This window comes from Polynucleobacter sp. AM-26B4 (assembly GCF_018882285.1).
In the GTDB taxonomy this organism is placed as follows: domain Bacteria; phylum Pseudomonadota; class Gammaproteobacteria; order Burkholderiales; family Burkholderiaceae; genus Polynucleobacter.
On the sequence record NZ_JACVOT010000001.1, the window covers coordinates 627,916 to 645,800 of the forward strand.

16 protein-coding genes are annotated in these 17,885 nt (G+C 44.0%); 5 read left to right on the forward strand and 11 right to left on the reverse strand.

The window, feature by feature from the left end:
- From ICE88_RS03120 to tkt, 6 genes are all read right to left on the reverse strand, one after another.
- Positions 1–1,562: polysaccharide pyruvyl transferase family protein (locus ICE88_RS03120; RefSeq protein WP_216249259.1), on the reverse strand; the 1,562-nt coding region annotated here is incomplete at its 3' end.
- Complete coding sequence (locus ICE88_RS03125; protein WP_216249262.1) at positions 1,559–2,857, reverse strand: ABC transporter ATP-binding protein; 1,299 nt, start codon at positions 2,855–2,857, stop codon at positions 1,559–1,561. The genes ICE88_RS03125 and ICE88_RS03120, both read right to left, overlap by 4 nt.
- The gene (locus tag ICE88_RS03130) at positions 2,847–3,665 is read right to left on the reverse strand and encodes an ABC transporter permease (protein WP_216249264.1); all 819 of its coding nucleotides are present in this window, start codon (positions 3,663–3,665) and stop codon (positions 2,847–2,849) included. Before ICE88_RS03130 ends, ICE88_RS03125 begins: the two co-directional genes overlap by 11 nt.
- Positions 3,665–4,564 (reverse strand): glycosyltransferase family 2 protein, encoded by a 900-nt coding sequence (locus ICE88_RS03135; protein WP_216249268.1) that lies wholly within the window; start codon positions 4,562–4,564, stop codon positions 3,665–3,667. Before ICE88_RS03135 ends, ICE88_RS03130 begins: the two co-directional genes overlap by 1 nt.
- Positions 4,565–4,885: 321 nt before the next feature.
- Positions 4,886–5,902: a type I glyceraldehyde-3-phosphate dehydrogenase gene (gene gap, locus ICE88_RS03140; RefSeq protein WP_216249275.1), complete on the reverse strand. Its 1,017-nt coding sequence runs from the start codon at positions 5,900–5,902 to the stop codon at positions 4,886–4,888.
- A gap of 84 nt (positions 5,903–5,986) precedes the next feature.
- Complete coding sequence (gene tkt, locus ICE88_RS03145) at positions 5,987–7,966, reverse strand: transketolase (RefSeq protein ID WP_216249277.1); 1,980 nt, start codon at positions 7,964–7,966, stop codon at positions 5,987–5,989.
- 119 nt (positions 7,967–8,085) lie between these two features.
- Here tkt and ICE88_RS03150 point away from each other — a divergent pair, with 119 nt between their 5' ends.
- Complete coding sequence (locus ICE88_RS03150; RefSeq protein ID WP_216249280.1) at positions 8,086–8,838, forward strand: 16S rRNA (uracil(1498)-N(3))-methyltransferase; 753 nt, start codon at positions 8,086–8,088, stop codon at positions 8,836–8,838.
- 94 nt (positions 8,839–8,932) lie between these two features.
- Here ICE88_RS03150 and ICE88_RS03155 read toward each other — a convergent pair whose 3' ends face one another.
- Together ICE88_RS03155 and ICE88_RS03160 are read right to left on the reverse strand one after the other, a co-directional pair.
- Positions 8,933–9,475 (reverse strand): barstar family protein, encoded by a 543-nt coding sequence (locus tag ICE88_RS03155; RefSeq protein WP_216249283.1) that lies wholly within the window; start codon positions 9,473–9,475, stop codon positions 8,933–8,935.
- Positions 9,476–9,601: 126 nt separating this feature from the next.
- Positions 9,602–11,923, reverse strand: a complete 2,322-nt coding sequence (locus tag ICE88_RS03160; protein ID WP_216249287.1) for an NADP-dependent malic enzyme — start codon at positions 11,921–11,923, stop codon at positions 9,602–9,604.
- A gap of 211 nt (positions 11,924–12,134) precedes the next feature.
- Here ICE88_RS03160 and thiL point away from each other — a divergent pair, with 211 nt between their 5' ends.
- The gene (gene thiL / locus ICE88_RS03165) at positions 12,135–13,169 is read left to right on the forward strand and encodes a thiamine-phosphate kinase (protein WP_216249288.1); all 1,035 of its coding nucleotides are present in this window, start codon (positions 12,135–12,137) and stop codon (positions 13,167–13,169) included.
- 26 nt (positions 13,170–13,195) lie between these two features.
- On the opposite strand, the gene corA is transcribed toward thiL, so the two are convergent.
- Positions 13,196–14,161, reverse strand: a complete 966-nt coding sequence (corA, locus tag ICE88_RS03170; RefSeq protein ID WP_216249290.1) for a magnesium/cobalt transporter CorA — start codon at positions 14,159–14,161, stop codon at positions 13,196–13,198.
- A 164-nt stretch (positions 14,162–14,325) separates the two neighbouring features.
- Between corA and pyrF the strand changes: the two genes are divergently transcribed.
- From pyrF to ICE88_RS03185, 3 genes are read left to right on the forward strand one after another with little or no spacing between them, the layout of a single operon-like run.
- The gene (gene pyrF / locus ICE88_RS03175) at positions 14,326–15,174 is read left to right on the forward strand and encodes an orotidine-5'-phosphate decarboxylase (protein WP_216249306.1); all 849 of its coding nucleotides are present in this window, start codon (positions 14,326–14,328) and stop codon (positions 15,172–15,174) included.
- 5 nt (positions 15,175–15,179) lie between these two features.
- A complete protein-coding gene (locus ICE88_RS03180; RefSeq protein ID WP_216249308.1) occupies positions 15,180–15,725 on the forward strand; it encodes a phosphatidylglycerophosphatase A in 546 nt (181 codons plus the stop codon).
- Positions 15,719–16,222 carry a CinA family protein gene (locus ICE88_RS03185; RefSeq protein ID WP_370624448.1) on the forward strand — a complete coding sequence of 168 codons (504 nt, stop codon included), beginning with the start codon at positions 15,719–15,721 and terminating at the stop codon, positions 16,220–16,222. Before ICE88_RS03180 ends, ICE88_RS03185 begins: the two co-directional genes overlap by 7 nt.
- A gap of 44 nt (positions 16,223–16,266) precedes the next feature.
- Here ICE88_RS03185 and mtgA read toward each other — a convergent pair whose 3' ends face one another.
- Positions 16,267–16,962: a monofunctional biosynthetic peptidoglycan transglycosylase gene (gene mtgA, locus ICE88_RS03190; protein ID WP_216249310.1), complete on the reverse strand. Its 696-nt coding sequence runs from the start codon at positions 16,960–16,962 to the stop codon at positions 16,267–16,269.
- A 4-nt stretch (positions 16,963–16,966) separates the two neighbouring features.
- A complete protein-coding gene (gene aroE, locus ICE88_RS03195) occupies positions 16,967–17,884 on the reverse strand; it encodes a shikimate dehydrogenase (RefSeq protein WP_255535184.1) in 918 nt (305 codons plus the stop codon).
- Position 17,885 lies beyond the last annotated feature (1 nt).

The window sequence follows — 17,885 nt, forward strand, 5'->3', positions numbered from 1 at the left end:
TTTAACCTTTGGATATCGCAACTTAAGTACTCAATCCTGATATCGCGTTCACCAACAGAGATATGCAGCTCTTGAATTTGATCGTCGCGTTCAGTAACAGTCTGACTTAATGCCTGTAGTTGTGCATCACGGTCCGAGATGGCTTGATTTAACCCTTGGATATCGCAACTTAAGTGCTCAATCCTGATATCGCGTTCACCAACAGAGATATGCAGCTCTTGAATTTGATCGTCGCGTTTAGTAACAGTCTGACTTAATGCCTGTAGTTGTGCATCACGGTCCGAGATGGCTTGATTTAACCCTTGGACATCGCAACTTAAGTGCTCAATCCTGATATCGCGACCTTCCAATAATTTAAATGGTGTAAGACCATACAAAGAAAGTATTTGGACTTCTTCATCGTTCGCCAAGCAAACTTCATCCCAGGGTTTTTGCTTATCAATCCCCACACTATTTGTCAGAGTGCCCCTGATCCTATCAAAGTGCATAACTACAAGTTCTTTTAAATCATCAATCTCCTTATGAGACGGAGGTTTAGGTATATTTACCCCTGTAAATGTATTTGACAGCAGACAATCGCCGTTTTTAAAAAAATGAGAAAATCCCTTATATTTTGTTACTGCATCTAAGCCTATTGGCTTTATATGAATTGCTGGCCTTTCATAAGATAATGCAGTAATCAAGCCATGCAAAGAATTTCCAATATATGCGCCTGCTCGAGAAATTTCTAAAGCACACTCTTTAAGAGAAAGGTTTGGCCCACCAAAAGATATATTGAATTTTTTTTGAAGAAACGAAAACTTATTCTGATACTCAAATTTTTGCCAGCGCATTAAAGGCAAGATAATTGCTTTCCCATCAAATTGACTATTATTAGATAGTAATAAGCTTATGAGGGACTCAACCTCACTAAATCTATATTGGAGATCTGATGGTGTTAATGATAGGATTAAGGGCTGTGGGTCATTGATTTTAAGATCATCTCTAGGCCACACCTCATTAATCATCAGCGCACTATCGGGGACAATCGCTAAGGTATTGTTTTTCATTGCAGCGAGTCTATCTGCACTGTAAATATCCCGCACCGCTAAATATTCAACGCTTTGGATTGCCTTCGAAGCTAAATAAGAATCGCCTTTTGATATAAGCTCTCTAGGGACGCCTGGACAATTCCATGCGCATGGAATGTTGAGCTTTGAAGCTAATAGACTAGCTCCACCCCAAAGGCTAAACAAAACTTCCTCAGATAACAGAGGAGACTCATTCCAAAAAGTAGATTCTGCAACTCTAGCAACCTCGCTACCGCCAACAAAATCAACGATATCTCCACCACCAACAAGAACCCCATCCCAATCATTGATTTGAAATGCTTCCGACACTGAGATTGTAGGTTTAGCATCTGGCCATTGGGTTCGCTTTCCAGTGGGAGATACATGAACAAACTGAAATTCAGGTAAAAAGTGCTCTACAACAAATGGGAAAATTAAGTCTCCATAACTGTCATGATCGAAGGCCCCAAAGTGAGCGATTTTTAATCTTTGATCCAGAGTTGATTTTTTCACTGTATTGAACTCACTTCTAGCAGAGTTTCAGGCACGAAGAAGCCCACACCCAATAAATCAGATGTCACATGTATATTTAGTAAATTATATAAACGATGATGAGCAATCAATACACCTCCAATATACTCACTGCAACCTATATTGAAACTATATTCCCCGCTCGTTAACCCAAATCTTTGCTTAAATCTAATCTCTAGTTTTTCGCCAGCCTTCCTAGTACCAACTGACTTTTTTAGATACTCTGTATTGGTACCAACAATCTCACGGCCCTGTCTATCAGTAAAAAAATATCCTATGATAGGATTATGGCAGTCCTTGTTGAACTTAATTCTAATAACAATTTCATAGGTTGACTCAGAGAAAATGATTTGAGCAACATTAGAGTCGCGATCTAAAATGCCCCAATCATATATTTCAGCTTTAACGTCCCCATAATTAATCAAGTTTTTTGATATCTGATATTGAGAGCACATTAACGCATCTATATCAAAAACTTTTATTGGCAAATCTTCAGGCTTCTCGAGTAGGTCAGTGAAACACGAATACAATTTTTTATAAAAATTAACGGCATCTTTAGATGTGCCTCCAAACACCAACTCCCCATCTTTTACTACATAGGTAGATTTGCAAAACTGAACAATTGACGAAAAATCATGGCTGACCAATATTATGGTTACTCCTTGATCTTGCATTTCTTTAAGTTTTTTATAGCATTTTTGCTGAAAAATAAAATCGCCCACTGCAAGGGCTTCATCAATAATAAAAATATTTGGATTGCTATAAATAGCGACAGAAAAGGCAAGGCGAATAACCATTCCACTTGAATAAGTTTTTATAGGCTGGTCTAAGAAATCACCAATATCTGCAAACTCTATAATTAAGTTGAGAGAGTCAGCAAGTTCATCCGCACTCAAACCAAGAATACTTGCATTTAGATAAATATTTTCCCGACCTGTGAATTCAGGATTAAAACCTGATCCAAGTTCAAGTAACGCAGCGATACGCCCTTGGATTTGGATGCTACCGCCCGTCGGGTTGAGCGTACCGCAGATCATTTGTAATAGCGTGGATTTACCGCTGCCGTTGCGTCCGATAATTCCAATGGTTTCTCCTTTTTTAACCTCAAACGAAACATCTTTCAGCGCCCAAAACTCCCGAAAGTATTGCTTAAAGGGCATACCCGCCATGTCTTGCAATCGCGGCAAGATAAATTGTTTGAGTCGGTCATGTGGTTGATCATAGATCTGGTAACACTTACTGAGATTTTCAACCTTGATGACGATTTCAGAGAACATCGGCGAATCCTTTCCGCGTCTTCTGAAACCAGGCAAAACCCAACCAAGAAATGATGGCGGTAGAAAGCCAGTAAAGTCCAAGCAATGCAAAATCGGGGAGCTTCCCCCAAAACAGTACATCTCGGATTTGCTCGATTGCTGGCGTGAGTGGGTTGAGGTATAGCCAATGGCGATAAGCCTCATTCAACGCAGTGGCTGGATAAAAAATAGGGCTCAAAAACATCATGGACATGGTAATCACGCCAATAAACTGAGAAACATCGCGGAAATAAACACCTAATGAAGCCAAGAACCAATTCAGCCCCATAATAAAAAGTGCAAATGGCACGATTAGTAATGGCAAGTAGAGCGCCGTTACATGAGGCACGCCGAAGAAAATCGCATAGGCTATAAGCCAAACAGCAAAACTAATAAGTGCGTGATACATGCCTGCCAGCAAAGTTACAAAAGGCAATATCTCTAATGGAAAAACTACCTTCTTGACATAGTTAACATTGGATAAAATTAAACTCGGCGCCCGGTTAATACAATCGGCAAACAGGTTAAAAATAATTAATCCTGCAAAAAGCATGAGGGTAAATTCAGTTTTAGACTCGCTATCTGCACTCCAGCGAGCCTTAAATACTTCACTAAAGACGAAAGTGTAGACGGTCAACATGAACAATGGATTAAAAAAAGACCACAATAGCCCTAACATCGAACCACGATAACGGCCTAAAACCTCCCTCTTAACGCTCGCCAAAATCAGCTCTCGGTGACGCCAAAAACTAGCAACTATTTCACGAGGAGAAGCAGAGAAATTTTGCATTAGATCTTTTTAAATAAAGCAGCCAATAAAAGACTAATTGTCCCACGCCAGGTTTGGCGATATAAACCCGCAACCTCCAACAAACGAAATCGATCTTTCAATTTTGCATGGCGCATTTTTTCAAACAATTCCAAGGTTTCTAGACTGCCATGCGTCAATAATTCCTTAGCAGAAAACAAAGCAACTATGTTTTGATCGCTCCAACACCTGAACTGACCATTAAAAACCTTTAAAGTGCGCTTCATTTTCGCTAAAAATGAGGTGTTACCACCCACTAACGAATCCTTGTGTTGGCGATAAAGTACTTGAGGTATTGAATCATAAAAAACAAGCCCACCCATACCGGTGATTAGTTGGTAAAGCCACCAGTCATGAGACGGGTGCCGAACAATCCCAACTTTTTCCAAGGCATTCTTTGCAAACTGATTAAATACCATCGTATTTCCACCAGCGACGTTCTGAATCAGCGCATTTCTGAAAGTTCTTGGAAAGGAAAATTGTGGTGAACAGCCTATTTTTTTTAGCCTCTCATCAACATAAGCCGTCCGGCCACAATAGACATATGAAAAACCACTCTTCTCATTTTCTGCAATATTTTTTATTGCAACAGTCAATTTTTTACTCAGCCAGACGTCATCTTGGTCGCAAAAGGCGTAATAGTCTGCGCGAATAGCAGGATCGCAGGCCATCGATAGAAAGTTGACGCAAAAACCTTGTTTTGGACCCTCTTTGATGATGAGCTTACCTGCTGGCCACTTGGCCTGATAACTCTTCAAAATTGTGACAGTGTTATCAGTGGAGCCATCATCACTGGCAATCAGGACCCAGTTTTGATGAGATTGATCTGCTAAAGAGTCTAATTGATCTGCTAAAAAGCGCTCACCATTCTTGGTAGCCATGAGAATGACCACCAAAGGATTTTTCTCTTGGAGGAAGGGCTGACCCGAATTTTGGCTATTTTTCACAATAAAATTAATCGCTTATGATAAATACTCAAAAAAAAATTGACTAATTTTTTAAAAAACACCACAAATCCACCACGCTAAATAAGGTCATTAATTCTAAAGATTATAAATGATGGGGGGGTAACAAACTAGGTATTGCCAAATAGCGCCCCAAAATCCACTTTTAGTAAAACTCATTAGTAAATATACTGCTCAAAAAGTGTGGGCAAGGTCATCCGATTTCACTAATAACCTTTACCCCAAATTCACAACTTCTTACTTCGCGGCCATCAATGCCTTGGTCGCATTCAACATCTGGCAGCTATAACCCCACTCGTTGTCATACCAAGCAAGGATTTTGACCAACTTACCATCTTTGGACACACGCGTTTGAGTGCTGTCAAAGATACTTGGACGTGGATCATGATTGAAATCAATTGAAACCAAAGGCAAGGTGTTGTAACCCAAGATACCTTTCAATGGGCCGCTTTCGCTCGCCTTTTTGATGAATTCATTCACTTCTTCAACCGTTGTGGCTTTGCTTGGTGTGAATGTCAAATCAACCACGGATACGTTGATCGTTGGCACGCGCATCGCGAAACCATCAAACTTACCTTGCAACTCTGGTAATACCAAACCAACTGCTTTAGCAGCACCTGTCTTTGTTGGAATCATGCTCATCGTGGCTGAACGAGCGCGACGCATGTCCTTGTGATACACATCAGTTAACACTTGATCATTGGTATAAGCATGAATCGTGGTCATCAAACCTGATTCAATACCGATTGAGTCCAATAATGGTTTTACTACTGGCGCCAAACAATTGGTTGTGCAGCTCGCGTTTGAAATCACTTGATCGCTGGCTTTCAGCACTTGGTGATTAACACCATAAACAATCGTGGCATCCACATCTTCTTCACCAGGAGCAGAAATAACAACTTTCTTGGCACCTTGCTGAATGTGCACCATGGCTTTTTCTTTTGAAGTAAAAGCACCAGAACACTCTAAAACAACATCAACACCCAAATCACCCCAAGTAGTTTCCAAGGGATTGCGTGTTGAAAAAATCTTGATACGGTCACCATTGATCACCATGTGATCACCATCCACCGTCACAGTACCTGGAAAACGACCGTGGGCTGAGTCATATTGTGTCAAGTGAGCATTGATATCAATACCACCCAAACCATTGATCGCTACCACCTTGATGTCATCGCGCTTCTCTTCATAAATCGCGCGCACCACCATGCGACCAATACGACCATAACCATTGATTGCGACTTTAATCGTCATAACAACTCCCTTTATCTAAATTCTTAAAATCTTGTTTTTCTTAGCTTGCGCTGTGATGTTTTTCTATTTTGTTTATTCGATTGTTCAAATACATTGACGCACTGTTTTAGCGACTGACTCAGCCGTCAAACCAAAATGCTTGTAAAGAACGCCGGCTGGAGCTGATTCACCAAATGTATCAACGCCATGAACTGCGGCGCAGGCATACTTCCACCAGTAATCGGTCACACCTGCTTCAATCGCGATGCGTGGCAAACCGGCTGGCAATACTGAATCTTTATAAGCTTTAGTTTGGCGATCAAACACAGTGGTTGATGGCATTGACACAATGCGCACCGCAATACCCTCTTGTTTTAAGAGTTCCGCCGCATCCAAAGCAATCGCTATTTCCGAACCTGTTGCCATTAAGACTGCTTGAGCATTCTTAGCATCACGCATCACATAAGCACCCTTTTGAATCGCTTCAGTTTGCTTGGCATCACGCTTCACAAACGGACAGTTTTGACGACTGAAAATCAAACTAGATGGGCCGTTCTTGCGCTTCACCGCATGGGCCCAAGCGACAGCACTTTCAGTGGTGTCACAAGGACGCCACACATCCATATTAGGAATCAAACGCAAACTGGCCACATGCTCAACTGATTGATGCGTTGGACCGTCTTCACCCAAACCGATTGAATCGTGCGTGAACACAAAAATGCTACGCAACTTCATCAAGGCTGCCATACGTAAAGCATTGCGGCTGTAATCTGAGAAGGTCAAGAAGGTTGCACCGAATGGAATGTAACCACCATGCAAAGCAATACCGTTCATGATCGCGCTCATACCGAATTCGCGAACACCGTAATTGATGTGATTACCCCACTGGTCTGCACGAACCGCTTTGCAAGTTGACCAGTTGGTTAAATTTGAACCTGTTAAGTCAGCAGAACCGCCCATGAACTCTGGCAACGCTGGAGCCAAAGCTTCAATCGCATTTTGACTGGCTTTGCGCGTAGCAATCGTTTCAGCTTTTTGCGCACAAGTATCTAAATAAGTGCTGACAGTTTTATCAAAGTCACCAGGCAACTCACCTGACATACGGCGCACAAACTCTTGCGCCTCTGTTGGATATTTGGTGCGATAAGCACCAAACTTACTATTCCACTCTGTCTCTAAATTAGCGCCTTTAATTTTTGCATCCCATGATGCATAAACATCAGCTGGTATTTCAAAGGGACCGTGATTCCAACCAATTGCAGCACGTGTTGCAGCGATCTCTGCGGCGCCCAAAGGAGCACCGTGAACCTTGTCAGTGCCTGCCAAATTAGGAGAACCTTGACCAATCGAAGTTTTGCAACAAATGAAGGTTGGCTTGTCACTATTTTTAGCTTTGGTAATCGCAGCAGCCACTGCATCAGCATCGTGACCATTGATATTGCGAATCACATTCCAGCCATAAGCCTCAAAACGCTTAGGTGTGTCTTCAGCAAACCAATTAACCACTTTGCCATCAATTGAAATACCGTTGTCATCCCACAAAGCAATTAATTTATTGAGCTTTAAAGTGCCTGCCAATGAACACGCTTCATGACTGATACCTTCCATCAAGCAACCATCACCTAAAAACACATACGTGTGATGATCAACAATATCTAAACCAGGACGATTGAATTCTTCTGCCAATAGTTTTTCAGCAAGAGCCATACCAACTGCGTTGGTAATACCTTGGCCTAATGGGCCGGTCGTGGTTTCTACACCTGGTGTGATACCGTACTCAGGATGACCCGCTGTTTTGCTATGCAATTGACGGAAGTTTTTCAACTCCTGCATCGGCAAGTCGTAACCAGTTAAATGCAACAAGGCATACAACAACATCGAGCCATGACCATTGGACAAAACAAAACGGTCACGATTCATCCACAATGGATTCTTAGGGTTGTGTTTGAGATGCTGCCCCCACAGACCTACCGCAATTTCTGCCATGCCCATCGGCATACCTGGGTGTCCAGAATTGGCTTGTTGAACTGCATCCATTGCTAATGCACGGATTGCATTGGCCATATTTTTTTGCTGTGACGACATGTTTTTCCCTGCGGCTTGTTTTAGATGAAAGCCATTTTTCTGCCAAAAACACAGAAAAAGTCTCTATCCCTCAAAACTCAGCATTTTATCATTGGCGCCTCATCGCTTATGATTGTTTTATGTCTCATTTTTATCTTCCTGGCCCTTGGCCAAAACCTGGCGTCGACATCAGCGATGAAATGATCCTGGATGTCAAATTAGCCCATCATTTGCGAGTCCGCAGAATTGACTCCGGCGAAACATTCCAAGTCTTTGATGGCAAAGGTTTAACCGCCAATGCTTGCTTGGTGGCCATGGATAAAAAGACCGCGGTTGTGCGTCTTTCTGAGATTTCAGAAAATCGCCGCACCGAGACAAAATCCCCCATCACCCTGGCTCAAGGCATGGCCAGCAGCGACAAAATGGACTGGCTCATTGAAAAGTCAGTCGAACTGGGCATTTCTTCTGTGATTCCATTGCACACCGAGCGCTCAGTGGTGAGACTCGATGGCGAACGTGCTGCCAAAAAAGCCATCCACTGGGAAGGCATTCTGGTAGCCGCCTCAGAACAATCAGGCAGAACAGTGATTCCCCAGCTGGCACCAGTACAAAATTTACCCCTGTGGTTGGCCAGTCTTAATCCACATGATCAAGCCTTGCGCATCATGCTGTCACCTCGCGCTGATCAAGCGATGCTCAGTGTTTTAAAGCGTTGCACGCCTCAAGCACTGACCTTGTTGATTGGCCCTGAAGGTGGCTTGAGTGAATCAGAAGAAGAGCAAGCCAAACGAGCGGGCTTCATTCCGGTATCGATGGGGCAACGCATTCTGAGAACTGAAACTGCTGGTATCGTTGCTTTGGCAGCAATACACACTATTTGGAATCAGTTCTAATAAGTACAGACATAAAAAAAGCCGCTGAGCTGATCAGCGGCTTTTTTATTTGATTTGATTGGTTAATTTGTTCTGATTTAACTCTGAATTGAAATCACGCGAACGAGTAAAAAACTCTGCAAGATACGCGACGATCCGCCCAAAACTCAACGGCGTCTCTGAAAACATCTAAAAGAGTTTCACGCGCTTCTTTGTCAAACTTGTGGGTGCATGGCAAACCTTCGAGAACGATCACGAAACCAGGTTGCGGTCCAGAACGATCAATCAAAGTTGTCAATGAATCTAATAAGTTGTCAAAATTTTTCGCCTGCTGTCTTGGGAAATAAAAACCCTTGGCAATTCGGTCCAAGACTTCTGATTTGGTGATGGCCTCGGTTGCATTGGCATAAATGAAATGATTACCCAGTTCTTCCGCGGCCTCCATCAAGTCAGCAGTTCTAAATGCACGAATAGACTGAACAATATTGGTGCGTACAGCGCGTAAGGCGGCTGTAGGGCCTGCTTCGCGTGCGGCAAGGGCAGTGCGCCAAGTAGGCGCAGTTTTTGGCCCTAAGGCCTGTGTATTGGCAACAGACGAGCTCAGATTGGCCAGAGCAGGCTGACCGTAAAGATTGTTTTCTGAAATATTCGTCGTCATGATGGGGAGTAGAGTACCCTTTTTAACCCCCAAAAACAAGTGACGCAATGGCTTATTTTTAATAAGCCATTGTTTTATATACTAAAATAAATATGTGAGCATTCGCTCACATATAGGATTTAAGAGTTATTTCTGCTGCGCTGCCTCTACAACTGCCAAGGTTGTCATGTTCACAATTCGGCGTGGAGTGGCAGATGGCGTCAAAATATGCACCGGTTTTGCCGCACCCAACAAAATTGGGCCAATCGCAATACCGTTACCTGCCGCAGTTTTCAATAAGTTATAAGAAATATTGGCAGCATCGATGTTTGGCAAGACCAATAAATTGGCATCGCCATTCAATGTCGATTCCGGCATGATTGATTTGCGGATTGATTCATCCAAAGCACAATCACCGTGCATTTCACCATCCACTTTTAGCTCAGGTGCTTTTTCACGCAAAATCGTCAAGGTGTCGCGCATCTTGATGGCTGATGGCGCATCACTAGAACCAAAATTCGAATGTGACAACAACGCTACTTTTGGTTCAATGCCCAAAGCTCGCAACTCTTTAGCCGCCAAAATCGTCAACTCTGCTAATTGCTCAGCACTTGGATCAATGTTGATGTGCGTATCAACCAAGAAAACTTGACGGCCTGGTAATACCAAAGCATTCATAGCACCGTATGTCTTAGCACCTGCTTCATGACCAATCACTTGATCGATGTAGTGCAAGTGCGCACCTGTTTGTCCAATCGTGCCGCAGATCAATCCATCTGCTTCACCTTTTTGAACCATCAAAGAACCAATCAAAGTATTGCGACGACGCACTTCTAAACGAGCGTATGACTCTGTCACACCTTTGCGCTCAGTCATGCGGTGATAGCTTTGCCAGTAATCGCGATAACGATCATCTTGCTCAGGGTTACAAATCTCAACATCAACACCTGGCGTCATTCTCAAACCAAAACGCTCGATGCGGCGTGTGATCACTGCTGGACGACCAATCAAAATTGGATTGGCAATCTTTTCGTCGATCAACACTTGAACTGCTCTCAATACGCGCTCATCTTCACCTTCAGAGAAAACAATGCGCTTATTGCCCATTGGAACTTTTTTGGCAACAGAGAACAAAGGCTTCATGATCGTGCCAGAGTGGTACACGAACTGCTGCAACTGATCTTTGTAGGCCGCGAAATCTTTGATTGGGCGAGTAGCCACACCAGAATCCATCGCAGCTTTTGCTACCGCTGGGGCAATGATGGCGATCAAACGAGGATCAAATGGTTTTGGAATTAAATACTCAGGACCAAACGATAAATTGCTTGCGCCATAAGCAGAAGCAACCACATCGCTTTGCTCTACTTGAGCCAACTCAGCTACCGCAGTCACGGCGGCAATTTCCATTTCACGGGTGATGGTGGTTGCACCAACATCTAAAGCGCCGCGGAAAATAAACGGGAAGCACAAAACGTTATTCACTTGATTCGGATAGTCCGTGCGGCCAGTTGCGATGATGGCATCATCACGCACAGCCTTCACTTCTTCCGGCAAAATTTCTGGTGTTGGATTGGCCAAAGCAAAAACCAAAGGCTTTGCTGCCATCTTTGCCACCATCTCAGGCTTTAGAACACCGCCTGCAGACAAACCTAAAAATACGTCGGCTTTTTCAATCACTTCAGACAAAGTGCGCTGATTGGTTTCTTTCGCAAATGGATCTTTATCAGGGTCCATCAACTCTTTTCGGCCTTTGTAAACCACACCCGCCAAGTCAGTCACCCAAATATTTTCGATGGGCATACCCAAGTCAACCAACAAATCCAAACATGCCAAGGCCGCAGCACCAGCACCTGAAGTCACCAACTTCACTTTTTTAATGTCTTTACCAACGACTTTTAAGCCATTCATGATCGCCGCACCCACAACGATCGCTGTACCGTGTTGGTCATCATGGAAGACTGGAATCTTCATGCGCTCACGCAACTTGCGCTCAATGTAGAAGCAATCTGGAGCCTTGATGTCCTCTAGATTGATACCGCCAAAAGTTGGCTCCATCGAGGCAATGATTTCAATTAATTTATCTGGATCTTTTTCATTGATTTCAATATCAAACACATCAATGCCGGCGAACTTCTTAAAGAGCACGCCTTTACCTTCCATCACAGGCTTACTGGCTAAAGGACCAATATCACCCAAACCTAAAACAGCTGTACCGTTGGTCACTACACCGACAAGGTTGCCACGGGATGTGTAACGAAACGCATTGCTAGGATCTTTGACGATTTCTTCACAAGCCGCTGCAACACCTGGTGAATAAGCCAATGCCAAGTCACGTTGATTGGTCAACTGTTTGGTGGGTGTGACGGCAATCTTGCCTGGCGTTGGAAACTCGTGGTACTCAAGAGCGGCTTTGCGAAGCGCTTCTTTTTGTTGATCACTAGAACTTTTTTTATTGTCAGCTGTTGTCATTGAATAATTCTTTCAATCCCAAACAAAGTGGGTATGTTGAGTTTTATTTTGAATGTTTGTCTCTTGCTTTTATGTCTTACTATTTTTGATACTTTTTTAATTTGTAACTAGATTCTAGTCCTGTTCTGACAAAACCGTCCAATCTCTAAGATTCCTACCCTTATTTTGTAGGGGAAAGATCCCTTTTGAGCAATGGTCATACAATGAATACATGGGTCAAGAACAATCTCAAACACGCACATCCCCTTCAAGCAGCACGCCGGGAGAGTTTGATTTGATCGAACGCTTTTTTAAACGGCGCTCTGTCGATCATCCAAACTCAGGGATCGCATTGGGCATTGGCGATGATTGCGCATTGATCAACCCCAGCAATCATCAACAAATTGCGATCAGTACGGATATGTTGGTGGAGGGCCGTCATTTCTTAGCGGGTGCAGACCCCTATCTGCTTGGACGCAAATGCTTGGCAGTTAACTTATCGGATCTTGCAGCCATGGGTGCAAGCCCCCTTGGATTTACCCTGGCGATTGCCATGCCAGAAGTCAAAGTTGACTGGCTAGAGTCTTTTTCTAATGGCCTGTGGGACATGGCCAATGAACATGATTGTCAATTGATTGGCGGAGACACCACCGCAGGACCACTCACCATCAGCATCACGATTTTTGGTCAAGTGCCAAAAGATCAATCTTTGAGCCGAAATAAAGCTCAAGTCGGCGACGATATTTGGGTCTCCCATGAAGTGGGTGATGCCAGACTGAGTCTTGGCGCTTTGCGTCAAGAGTGGTCTTTATCTACTGAAGAGTTTACCGAAGTCAGTCAGCGCATGCACAACCCGACCCCCAGAACAGAACTCGGGCAAAGCTTGCTTGGCATTGCTCATGCAGCGATTGATATTTCTGATGGATTGCTGGGTGATTTAAGTCACATCTTGCGTCAATCATCGGTCAGCGCAGATATTTTGATTGACCAGGCACCAGGCTCAAAGATCCTCAACGGCAAATCCATTGAACTACAACGTTTATGTAAATTAACGGGCGGCGATGACTACGAATTGTGTTTCACGGCAGCCAAAGAAAAATCTGCACAGATAAAAGAATTAGCTTCACGCCTAGGTCTTGCATTGACCAAAATTGGATCGATCACCGAGCGAACTGAAAAATTGGTTCGACTGATTGATGGCCATGATCAAGAACTCTCGAGTTCGCTGAGCGAGCAATACTTAAAGTCTTTTGATCACTTTAAGTAATTGCTGCACTCAATCTAAATGACCACTTACTTCATCCAACCTTTTTTACGGAAGTAAATCAAAGGAATCGCAGATGAAATCAACATCACCATGATGGCCAATGGATAGCCAATCGTCGAACGCAACTCAGGCATGTGCTCGAAGTTCATACCCCAAATGCTGGCCAAGAGGGTTGGCGGCATCAAAGCAACCGATACCACGGAGAAGATCTTGATGATCTTATTCTGATTGATGTTAATAAAACCAACGGTGGCATCCATCAAGAAGTTGATCTTGTCGAACAAGAAAGCCGTGTGATTTTCTAATGAGTCAATGTCTCGCAAAATCTGACGAGCTTCTTCCTGCTGCTCATCAGATAACAACTTGCTGCGCATCAAGAATGATAAAGCGCGGCGCGTGTCCATCACATTGCGACGAATGCGGCCATTCAAATCTTCTTCTTTGGCAATTGTTTCCAAAACACCAGCAGCATCACTGTCCGTCACGTCGTGAGTCAACACGCGCTTACCTGCTTCTTCAAGGTTTTCATAAACCTCTTCCAAAGCATCCGCAGAATACTCAGCATCTGTTGAGTACAAATCCAATAAAACATCTTTAGCGTTTCTCACTGAGCCCGGGCGCAAACGAGCGCGCAAGCGAACCAAGCGGAACACAGGTAAATCTTGTTCATGAATCGAGAACAAAATATTGTCAGTCAGAACAAAAGCGACTCGCACGTTGCGTGGGTTTTCATCATCATCCAAAATGAAATCCGTGCGGATGTGCAAATGGCCATCTTCCGCTTCGAAATAACGAGCGGATGCTTCTAAATCGCCTAGATCTTCTAGTTCGGGCAGGGAGACGCCAAAGGCTTCTTTGATCCACTGAAGCTCTTCCTCTTCAGGGTCAACAACATCAATCCAAATAGGGTTATGGTGCTTTAGGAGTTCTTGACGGTCATCCACCTGCTCCTGGGCTAGGCGACCTTTTTGTAATACGAATAGGTTGATCATGCCGGGGCTCCGATCTTGTTTTTCAACTATTTATGTTGAGGAGTTAGCCACAGGGGTTCGCGGAGTTTATCCTATAGTCTGAGAAAACTAAAGCATCACATTCAATTCTTTAGAGATTTTCATGAGATATTAATGTGATTAGATGAAAGATTGATGAAATAGCCATGAAAAACCGTCCTTTATTCACCGAACAACTGGCCCATGCTTGGTCTAGCCAAGACAGCATGCTGTGCGTTGGACTCGACCCAGATCCAAAACAGTTTCCCGCTTCCATCAAGGGCAAAGGTGGCGCTATTTTGGCTTTCTGTCGAGAAATCGTTGATGCCACTGCTGATTTGGTTTGCGCATTCAAGCCACAAATTGCTTACTTTGCAGCTCATGGGGCCGAAGATCAGTTGGCACAACTGATTGATCACATTCATCGTCAACACCCACAAGTGCCCGTGATTCTGGATTCCAAGCGCGGCGACATTGGCAGCACAGCCCAGCAATATGCCATCGAAGCATTCGATCGCTATCAAGCAGATGCCGTGACAGTGAACCCCTACATGGGCTTTGATTCAGTAGAGCCCTATTTGAAATACGCTAACAAAGGTGTGATTGTTTTATGTCGCACCTCCAATCCAGGTGGCTCAGATTTGCAGTTTTTAGAAGTTAATGAGAAAGGTCAAGCGGACAAAGAGTTGCTCTACCAACGCGTGGCTCGCCTGGCCAGCAGTCAGTGGAATAAAACCGGGCAATTAGGCTTGGTGGTCGGAGCCACTTTCCCAGAAGAAATTGCCAAAGTACGAGAGATTGTTGGCGAGATGCCACTACTCATTCCGGGCATTGGCGCTCAAGGTGGCGATATTCCTGCAACGGTTCAAGCAGGCACGATCGCAAACGCTCCTGGCACAGGCATGATCATCAATTCTTCAAGAGCCATTCTGTATGCGAGTCAAGATGGAAACTTTGCAGATGCTGCAAGACAAGCTGCCATCGCCACACGCGATGCATTGCGCCAAGCTAAATAAATCAAATGAGTATCCAACCGCAACGCACGTGGATTTGGTCTAGACCAGAGCGCGCTTTAGCTTTTGGCTTTGGCTCAGGCCTTTCCTTCAGAGCCCCTGGAACAGTCGGCACACTGTATGCCTGGGCTTTCTATTTATTATTTGAAATTCTTTTTTCCACTCACACGATTGCATGGATCATTGCCCTTGGTGCAATTGCCGGCATCTGGATTTGTGGCAAGGTTGGTGAAGAATTAGGTGTGCCTGATCACGGTGGCATTGTCTGGGATGAGTTCATTGCTTTCTGGTTGATTCTATTCATCATCATGCCAACAGATATTTGGGGTCAACTAGGCGCATTTTTGTTATTTCGATTTTTTGATGCGGTCAAACCAGGTCCGATCAAAACGATTGATCGTTATTTCAAAACTTGGCAGCCCAAGGTTGAACGCTTAGATCAACCCAAAAAAATACCATCTTGGGTGGTGCGTGGTTTTGGTGTGATGATTGATGACATCGCGGCAGCCATCGCCACACTGTTGGTGATTGCCATTTGGGTCAGAGTATTTTGAACACTTCAAGCAACTACGATCTTCATGAGATCACTCAAGAGTTAGCAAGAGTACTCATAAAAAATAACTGGCATCTCAGCACAGCTGAGTCTTGCACAGGCGGCATGGTGGCCGCCAGCATCACCGAGCTAGCAGGATCCAGTGAGTGGTTTGAGCGTGGCTATGTCACTTATAGCAATCAATCCAAATCTGAAGACATCGATGTGTCACAAAACTTGATCGAGCAGCATGGTGCAGTGAGCGATCAAGTGGCCCGCGCGATGGCTCTTGGTGCCAAACAAAACAGCGGCTCTGATCTTTCTCTTTCCATCACAGGGATTGCAGGTCCTACCGGTGGCAGTCCAGAAAAACCAATCGGCACCGTTTGTTTTGCATGGGCTTTAGCCAATGATCAGATAGTCAGCGAAACAAAACACTTTGAAGGCAACCGTCAGCAGATACGTCAGCAAGCTTGCGATTTTTCTTTGAGAAAACTTCTGAGCTTAGTTGCTTCCTAGTCACTGCCTAGTTTTTATATTGCAGCATGCGCTTGCAATGCAGATCACTTATTCATTCTTTCTAAAATGAAATCAATCCTTGCTGGAAAATTCACTCTGGCTTTGCTGCAATATTTGACCTTGTCATAACACTTAGGCGCTGGTAAGGCCGATGCCAATGATGCCGCCTCCTCAACACTGAGCTGATCAGGTTTAACTGCAAAATAATGTTGCGAGGCTGCAGCAACACCAAACACCCCTTCACCCCACTCAACACTGTTGAGATAAATCTCAAAAATACGATCTTTGGATAAAACCAATTCCAACATGCCGGTGATGATGAACTCTTGTCCTTTACGCACATAATTTTTCTCGCCAGACAAGAATAAGTTTTTCGCCAACTGCTGCGTGATGGTTGAACCACCTCTTAAATGTTTGTTATTTTTTTGATTTCTATCCCAAGCATCTTTCATCGCTTGCGGCTCAAAACCAGGGTGGCGGTAAAAATCACTGTCTTCACTGATGGTGATTGCGCGCTTTAAATGCTTGGGTATTTTTTTAAATTCAATCCACTCTCGTTTAATTTCACAAGAATGAATATAAGGAATGCTCCAACCACACAAGCGATGACGTTCGGCCAATTGGAATGCCGTGACACTGGGATTGACCCATTGCCAAGCAAGAATCTGTAAAAAGAAAAAAGCTTGTAAAGCAATAACACTGGCAATAAAAACAATGATGAAATAACGCAAATATTTCATTGAATTAATAACTGGCTCTCACGGCAGCGATCGCGCCATTGATATCCAAGGGAGTCTTTTCTAAATCCAATTGACGCCAAGTTTCAAAAGCAAGCGCCGCTTGCTCAACCAGCATGCCCAAGCCATCGACTGCCTGAATGCCAAGAGCTTTGGCATCTTGCATGAAACAGGTTTCTTTACCGTAAACCATGTCATAAGCCAAAGTATCAGGATGAATGATGGCTTGCAAAACATCTTTGGCAATTGGTGACTCGTTACTCAAGCCAGTTGCAGTTGCATTGATGATCAAATCATATGAGCCATTCTTAAGCTCAGCCAAAGGCTGTGCCTTCAAATGAACTTTGGCTTCAGTTGCCACCCCTGTGAATTGCTTGACCAGCGCTTCAGCTTTTTCATGGGTGCGATTAAACACGGTGATGCTGGCAACACCAGCACCCATCAAAGGCTCTATCACCCCTTGAGCCGCACCACCTGCACCTAAAATTAAAACATTGATGCCATTCAAGGCAGCTCCAGAGCGCTGCTTCAACAAGCGGCGCAAGTCTCGCGTCAAACCTTCGCCATCAGAGTTATCGCACCATAATTGACCGTTTTCAACCCACAACATATTCGCCGCTTGTGCAGACTGCGCACGCGGCGTTTTATGTTGAGCTAACTCATAGGCTTGTAACTTAAACGGAATGGTGACATTCAAACCCTTACCACCGCGCTCAAAAAATTCTTGAGTCGTTTTTTTAAAATCATCCAGCTCTGAAAAAATTCGACCGTAATGAATGGCCTGCTGAGTTTGCTTTGCAAAAACCTCATGGATCAATGGTGACTTACTATGAGCAATAGGATTCCCAATGACCGCGTAGGCATCTTTGCCTGGGTAATCCTTGGGGTTCACTTGATCAGTCATTGCTTGGCTCATGGTGTTCATC

What these genes read in the sequence shown, in the direction of transcription:
- ICE88_RS03125 (WP_216249262.1), bottom strand. Translation starts at nt 2,857, where the DNA reads ATGTTCTCTGAAATCGTCATCAAGGTTGAAAATCTCAGTAAGTGTTAC.
- ICE88_RS03130 (WP_216249264.1), bottom strand. Translation starts at nt 3,665, where the DNA reads ATGCAAAATTTCTCTGCTTCTCCTCGTGAAATAGTTGCTAGTTTTTGG.
- ICE88_RS03135 (WP_216249268.1), bottom strand. Translation starts at nt 4,564, where the DNA reads ATGGCTACCAAGAATGGTGAGCGCTTTTTAGCAGATCAATTAGACTCT.
- gap (WP_216249275.1), bottom strand. Translation starts at nt 5,902, where the DNA reads ATGACGATTAAAGTCGCAATCAATGGTTATGGTCGTATTGGTCGCATG.
- tkt (WP_216249277.1), bottom strand. Translation starts at nt 7,966, where the DNA reads ATGTCGTCACAGCAAAAAAATATGGCCAATGCAATCCGTGCATTAGCA.
- ICE88_RS03150 (WP_216249280.1), top strand. Translation starts at nt 8,086, where the DNA reads ATGTCTCATTTTTATCTTCCTGGCCCTTGGCCAAAACCTGGCGTCGAC.
- ICE88_RS03155 (WP_216249283.1), bottom strand. Translation starts at nt 9,475, where the DNA reads ATGACGACGAATATTTCAGAAAACAATCTTTACGGTCAGCCTGCTCTG.
- ICE88_RS03160 (WP_216249287.1), bottom strand. Translation starts at nt 11,923, where the DNA reads ATGACAACAGCTGACAATAAAAAAAGTTCTAGTGATCAACAAAAAGAA.
- thiL (WP_216249288.1), top strand. Translation starts at nt 12,135, where the DNA reads ATGGGTCAAGAACAATCTCAAACACGCACATCCCCTTCAAGCAGCACG.
- corA (WP_216249290.1), bottom strand. Translation starts at nt 14,161, where the DNA reads ATGATCAACCTATTCGTATTACAAAAAGGTCGCCTAGCCCAGGAGCAG.
- pyrF (WP_216249306.1), top strand. Translation starts at nt 14,326, where the DNA reads ATGAAAAACCGTCCTTTATTCACCGAACAACTGGCCCATGCTTGGTCT.
- ICE88_RS03180 (WP_216249308.1), top strand. Translation starts at nt 15,180, where the DNA reads ATGAGTATCCAACCGCAACGCACGTGGATTTGGTCTAGACCAGAGCGC.
- mtgA (WP_216249310.1), bottom strand. Translation starts at nt 16,962, where the DNA reads ATGAAATATTTGCGTTATTTCATCATTGTTTTTATTGCCAGTGTTATT.
- aroE (WP_255535184.1), bottom strand. Translation starts at nt 17,884, where the DNA reads ATGAACACCATGAGCCAAGCAATGACTGATCAAGTGAACCCCAAGGAT.